The following is an 889-nucleotide window of genomic DNA, read 5'->3' on the forward strand; positions in this document are numbered from 1 at the left end:
AATCCACCAAGGTCTACGGCCCCGACTTGTGGCTGCCCGAGGAGACCCTGCACGCCGTCAAGGACTATGTCGTGTCGATCAAGGGCCCGCTGACCACGCCCGTGGGCGGCGGCATCCGTTCGCTCAACGTGGCCCTGCGCCAGGAACTCGACCTGTACGTCTGCCTGCGCCCCATCCAGTACTTCGACGGCGTGCCTTCGCCCGTCAAGGAGCCGCACAAGACGAACATGGTGATCTTCCGCGAGAACTCGGAAGACATCTATGCCGGCATCGAGTTCGAAGCCGAGTCCGACAAGGCCAAGAAGCTCATCAAGTTCCTGCAGGACGAGATGGGCGTCAAGAAGATCCGCTTCCCGGCCACCTCGGGCATCGGCATCAAGCCCGTCTCGCGCGAAGGCACAGAGCGCCTGGTGCGCAAGGCCATCCAGTACGCCATCGACAACAACAAGCCCAGCGTGACCATCGTGCACAAGGGCAACATCATGAAGTTCACCGAAGGGGGCTTTCGCGACTGGGCCTACGGCCTGGCGGCCAAGGAGTTCGGCGCCGAGCTGATCGACGGCGGCCCCTGGATGCAGTTCAAGAACCCCAAGACGGGCAAGGAAATCACCATCAAGGACAGCATCGCCGATGCCTTCCTGCAGCAGATCCTGCTGCGCCCGGCCGAATACTCGGTGATCGCCACGCTGAACCTGAACGGCGACTATGTCTCCGACGCCCTGGCCGCGCAGGTGGGCGGCATCGGCATTGCACCCGGTGCCAACCTGTCCGACACCATCGCCATGTTCGAGGCCACGCACGGCACGGCGCCCAAGTACGCCGGCAAGGACTACGTGAACCCCGGCTCCGAAATCCTCTCGGCCGAAATGATGCTGCGCCACATGGGTTG

At 63.3% G+C, this 889-nt stretch carries 1 protein-coding gene; it reads left to right on the forward strand.

Annotated elements, in window-relative coordinates; all coding sequences use genetic code 11:
* Positions 1–889, forward strand: an 889-nt coding sequence (gene icd, locus QZH66_RS17190) for an NADP-dependent isocitrate dehydrogenase (protein ID WP_305807059.1), incomplete at both ends; no start/stop codon positions are given.

Origin of the sequence: Stenotrophomonas sp. YIM B06876 (genome assembly GCF_030711595.1) — a bacterium.
In the GTDB taxonomy this organism is placed as follows: Bacteria; Pseudomonadota; Gammaproteobacteria; order Xanthomonadales; family Xanthomonadaceae; genus Stenotrophomonas.